Source organism: Bacillus sp. JJ722, assembly GCF_036963345.1.
Taxonomy (GTDB): Bacteria; Bacillota; Bacilli; order Bacillales; family DSM-1321; genus Bacillus_AD.
In genome coordinates, this window is sequence record NZ_JBALMO010000303.1 from 2,745 (window position 1) to 8,304 (window position 5,560).

At 33.6% G+C, this 5,560-nt stretch carries 3 protein-coding genes; 1 reads left to right on the plus strand and 2 read right to left on the minus strand.

What is annotated here, in order from left to right; genetic code table 11:
* The coding region (locus V7014_RS24455; protein ID WP_335511257.1) for a sigma 54-interacting transcriptional regulator at positions 1-1,564 on the plus strand (1,564 nt) is incomplete at its 5' end.
* 211 nt (positions 1,565-1,775) lie between these two features.
* Here the strand turns inward: V7014_RS24455 and V7014_RS24460 are convergent.
* Complete coding sequence (locus V7014_RS24460; RefSeq protein WP_335511258.1) at positions 1,776-2,933, minus strand: iron-containing alcohol dehydrogenase; 1,158 nt, start codon at positions 2,931-2,933, stop codon at positions 1,776-1,778.
* A gap of 330 nt (positions 2,934-3,263) precedes the next feature.
* A complete protein-coding gene (locus tag V7014_RS24465) occupies positions 3,264-5,360 on the minus strand; it encodes a HelD family protein (RefSeq protein ID WP_335511260.1) in 2,097 nt (698 codons plus the stop codon).
* Positions 5,361-5,560 lie beyond the last annotated feature (200 nt).

Sequence of the window (5,560 nt, forward strand, 5' to 3'; positions counted from 1 at the left end):
GGAGAAAAAGGAATTATTTATAATTAAAGACTTACTTGAAGAAATTCTATTTGAACGCTGCACTGTAGCAAAAAAACAATTAATCTTAAACAATTCAAGTCTATACGTACATTGTTACCCGCTATATAGTCAAGATACTTTGGTAGGCGCAATGGTCATTATTGAAGATGTTACTCAAATTGAACAAACGATCAACGAATTACAACTAACTAAAGAATGGGAACAAAAACTCAGATCTGTAATCGAATTTGCATATGATGCTATTATTCTTGTTGATAAAAAAGCAAATATTACAATGGTTAATATAGGATTTACTGATTTATTTAGACTAAGCAGTAAAGATGTTATAAATAAATCCACAACCGAGTTATTCCCTGAACTAAACATTGAAAACGTAATTACAAGTGGGATTAGTGTACACAATACACCTCAAATAATTGAGGGTCAACAAACCCTCATTTCTATTTTGCCTATCAAGGAAAAGGGAGAGACAATCAGTGCTATTTGTAAAGTGACTTATCGTGGCTTAACCCATTTGCATGAAGCATTAACGAAAGTTAAAAAACTAGAAAAACAAGTATTTGCTTATCAAAATGAAATTAATAAAATAAAAGGAACAAAGTATACTTTATTCGATATTGCCGGGGAGTCTGATGTGATAAGAAATGTAAAACATGAAGCTACTCTAGCTTCTAAAAGCATGTCTACTGTTTTAATTATTGGTGAAAGCGGTACTGGAAAAGAGTTATTTGCTCAAGGAATTCATGCAGCCTCTGGACAAATGGGCCCTTTTATCCATGTGAATTGTGCAGCTATTCCACCCGAACTACTTGAATCAGAATTTTTTGGTTATGTAGAGGGAGCTTTCACAGGTGCGAAAAAAGGCGGGTTAAAGGGAAAATTTGAGCTTGCGCAAAATGGTACCATCTTTTTAGATGAAATCGGAGATATGTCAATGCCACTTCAAACAAAAATATTACGAGTACTGCAGGAAAAAGAATTTCAACCAGTTGGAAGCGCGAGAACGATTCATTTAAATACAAAAATTATTGCTGCCACGAATCAACATATTGAAAAATTAGTAGCCGAGGGAAAGTTTAGAAAAGACCTATACTATCGATTAAATATTATGCGATTAAATATACCTCCTTTAAGAGAAAGAATGGAAGACTTACCAGATGTTGTTCATTCAATTATTAATCGCTTAAACCAAAGCGGCTTTTACATAAGTGGAATCACTCATTCGGCCTTTACAAAGCTGATGAAACATACTTGGCCTGGAAATGTGAGGGAATTACAAAATGTTTTAGAAAGAGCAGCTAACTTAAAAAATAGTGATTATATTGATGTCGATCATCTTCGTACTTTCCATTTTGATCTTGAAGAAATACCAATCACTCAACAATCAGCCTCAACCTATAAAGATATGATTCTTTCAAAAGAAAAAGATATGATAATCGCTGCTTTAAGAGAAGCAAAAGGCAATAAAACCAAAGCAAGTCAATTACTCGGTATTAGCAGACCTTGGTTATATGCAAAAATTAAGAAGTATAATTTAGACTAAAATATACGAGTAATGAATATAATTAGATTTCAAGTCACATATTACTTTCTATTTCAGTAAGTTGGCATTTTTATAAGATATCCAGCAACATTTCTCAGTAAGTGTTCACCAAAAAATAAAACCCCTATTATGCAAAACGTAATAAGAATATTTTCCTAGATACGTATTATACAAAGTAGGGGTTGGATTCTTCTTTCTTATTTAAGCTATATTACATAGCGTTTTTGATAATTCCCATAACTTCTTGTAGTTTAGGCTTACGTGGATTTGTTGCCGCACAAGCATCTTTCATCGCATTTTTAGCTAATGTTTCAATATCTTCTTCTTTAGCTCCTAATTCTGCGAAACCACTTGGAATGTTTAGATCTTTAGCCATTTGTTCGATTTTAGCAATACCTTTTTCAGCAGCTTCACGAGTGCTTAATCCATCTACCTTTTCACCTAATGCAACTGCGATTTCTGCGAAACGTTCTTCCCTCGAAATCAAGTTAAATTTACATACATGTGGAAGTAGAATCGCATTACATACTCCATGTGGATAGTTATAAAAACCACCAAATTGGTGAGCGATTGCATGAACATAACCTAGAGACGCATTATTAAATGCCATGCCAGCTAATGACTGAGCGTATACCATTTGCTCACGAGCTTCAATATCTTGACCGTTAGCTACTGCTTTTGGTAAATATTTTGGAATAATTTTGATCGCTTGAATAGCAAGTGCATCAGTAATTGGTGTTGCAGCTGTTGAGACATATGCTTCGATAGCATGAGTCAAAGCATCTAATCCAGTTGCAGCTGTTAAAGCAGGTGGCATACCTACCATCAATTCTGGGTCATTAATAGATAGTGTTGGCGTTACATGTTTATCAACAATCGCCATTTTTACTTTACGTACTGTATCCGTAATAATTGTAAATTTTGTAACTTCACTACCTGTACCAGCCGTTGTATTGATTGCAATTAACGGAACCATTGGCTTCTTAGATACATCAACACCTTCGTAATCATGAATGCTTCCACCATTTGCCGCTACTATTCCGATTCCTTTACCAGCATCATGTGAGCTTCCGCCACCAAGTGTAACAATACTATCGCAGTTTTCAGCTGTGTACGCTTCTAGACCTTCTGCAACATTTTTATCAGTAGGATTTGGCTCAGCTTTAGGGAAAATATGTACTTCTACACCAGATTCACGAATAATAGTTGCAATGCTGTTAGAAACACCTAATTCATGTAAACCAGCGTCTGTTACTATTAGTGTTTTCTTTGCTCCAAGACCAGCTAGTCTTGTTCCAACTTCATTTACAGATCCTTGTCCAAGTAAGTTCACTGATGGCATATAAAATGCACTTTGTTTGTTTGTCATTACGGTACACCCCTCTTAAAATTTGTTTGCTAAGTATGTGTTTTTTGGGATATATAACTATTTGTTTATGTAAATATTTGCTATGTAATCCCTTCCAAAACCTATATTACTACAATAAACAAATTATTCAAATATACATAATGTGCTAATTTGTGAAAAAATAATGACAATAATAAAAAGCGTTTATTATAAATACTCTTATTTATTTCTATATCTCGATATAATTTTAACTCTATAAAATATTCTTATTTAAATAGCTCACTACCTAAAGGAGTGAACAAAAAAGAGGATTTTCTCGCTTATCGCTTAAAAATCCTCTTTAACCATTTATTATTTGCTTTCATAACATTCTTCTAGTATTCCTTGAATTAAAGGTGATGCTTCTCCAGAATAGAAAATTCGCAAATCATGGAGAGCTCTCGTACATCCAACATATAATAATTTAGCATCATGCTTTGTATTTTTATAATGCCTTTCATCAACATCTATAAGGATCACAGCATCAAATTCTAAACCTTTTGCTAAATAAACTGGTACTACTGAAATACCACCTTCATATTTGCTTTGATTCGCTTCAACGATATTTACAGCGATTCCTTCTTCTATTAATTTTTCATATATATTACGACATTCATCATCTGTTCTTCCTATAATAGCAACTGTCTTTACATTTTCATTCTGCATATGTTGTAGAGTATTAACGATATCAGCAAACTGATTATCCAATAAAAGTACCTTTACTTTATTACCGCTACGAAAAACAGGTGCTGCAAGACCTACAGGAATTTCAGCATTCTTTATGACTTTGTTTGCAAACTCGATAATTTCTTTTGTGGAACGATAACTTCTTGTTAGTTCAAAATAACCTGTTTCCTGAAAAACTTTTTTAAAATCATTCCAATCCTCAATTCCTTGATAATCGTAGATCGCCTGAGATAAATCACCTAAAATTGTAAAAGAGTTTCCGATTGTAATCTCTTTTAATACATCAATTTGAAATGGTGAAAAGTCCTGCGCTTCATCTATCACAACATGATGAAATTTTTTCCCGCTTTCGATACCTGCTAATTGATGATGAATAAAAATAAGTGGCGGTAAATCATCTACATGAACCTCTTTTTTTCGTAAATTTTTTACTGTTTCTTGAACAAGTTCTTCAGGAATTACCTCTACTATTTCTTTTTGTTTCATCATCGTATTGTAAAATGATAGTGGGCTTAATTTAGGCCAAAATTTCATGTATGCATTTAATCTCTTTGTCGCTTCTTTTTTCAGTGTTTTTTTCTCGTTCGTTCCTTCAAACTTTTTAAGTTCAATCTCAATCCACCGCTTAATCCGACCAACCAATCGTTCTCTACGCTTTATTAATGGATAATGCTTATATTCAACTAGCATCCATTTTTTGATTTCTTCTACTGTGATAACAGCTTTATCCCATGCCTCGAAATCTTTCGTAGGAACTAGATTCTTTCCAAATTGAACCATACTATCTTCAATAAATGACTTAAATTTCATCGTTCCTTTTAATTTGCCGAGCATAATCTTTTTTTCATCACGATTGATTGAAAAGGCTTCCTTCAGCTTTTCTTCTGTATGTTTTAATTTCACCGTATCATCTAAAGTACGTAGTGCCCAATCTTGAAATGTCGTTTGTTTAATATTCCCTACACCAAGTTCAGGTAATACACCAGAAATATAGTCTAAAAACAAACTGTTTGGAGCAAAGACAATCATTCTGTCTGCCTGTAACTGTTCACGATATTCATAAATCAAAAAAGCAAGGCGATGTAAAGCGATTGTTGTCTTTCCGCTTCCTGCAACCCCTTGGATCAATAGCGGCATGTTCTTCTTTGCACGAATAATATCATTTTGCTCAGATTGGATCGTCGAAACGATATCTTTTAATTTGTTATCCTTGTTTTCACCTAAGCGATATAGGAGAAAATCATCCGCAAGTGATACATCTTCACTTCCTTTTACATATGTATCAACAACACGTTCTAGCTCTCTTTTACGAATGGCAATATTTCTTTTTAAATATACTTCTCCTTCTACTAAACCATCTGGTGAATGATAAAAAGTCAGTTCTTCACCACCAGTAAATGAATAAAACATACTAGCAACCGGTGCACGCCAATCTGCAACAATTGGTTTCATGGTTTTCTCATCAGAAACACCAACTTTTCCAATATATATTGGTTTTGGTTCTGCCTGATCTTCCTCTTGAAAATCTAACCGCCCAAAATATGGTTCTTGTACACCGATACGAAGATTTTGTCGACTTAACTCCCTCATGCTTTCAAGGATTTGCTCACTAAAATCTGATCCATGATAAACCGGAATTTTTTCTAGTTTGTCTAATTGCCTATCAAATGTACATAGCGTCTCTTTCATTTGCTTTAATTCTTCTTCAAATATGTTACTCATCGGGATGATTCCCTCCTATCCGTTCAAAATTTTTAGCCGAATTTCTATTTTACAAAAAATTTATTTATTAAGTCAACAATTTTTTTTTAAAAAGTAAGGGGTTGTCCAATAAGTCCTATTTGCTATCTTTGTTTGATTGATGGGAAAGTAATTCTTACGATTTTTAAGAAGATACATGGTGTTTCATCTAGACAGAAAGC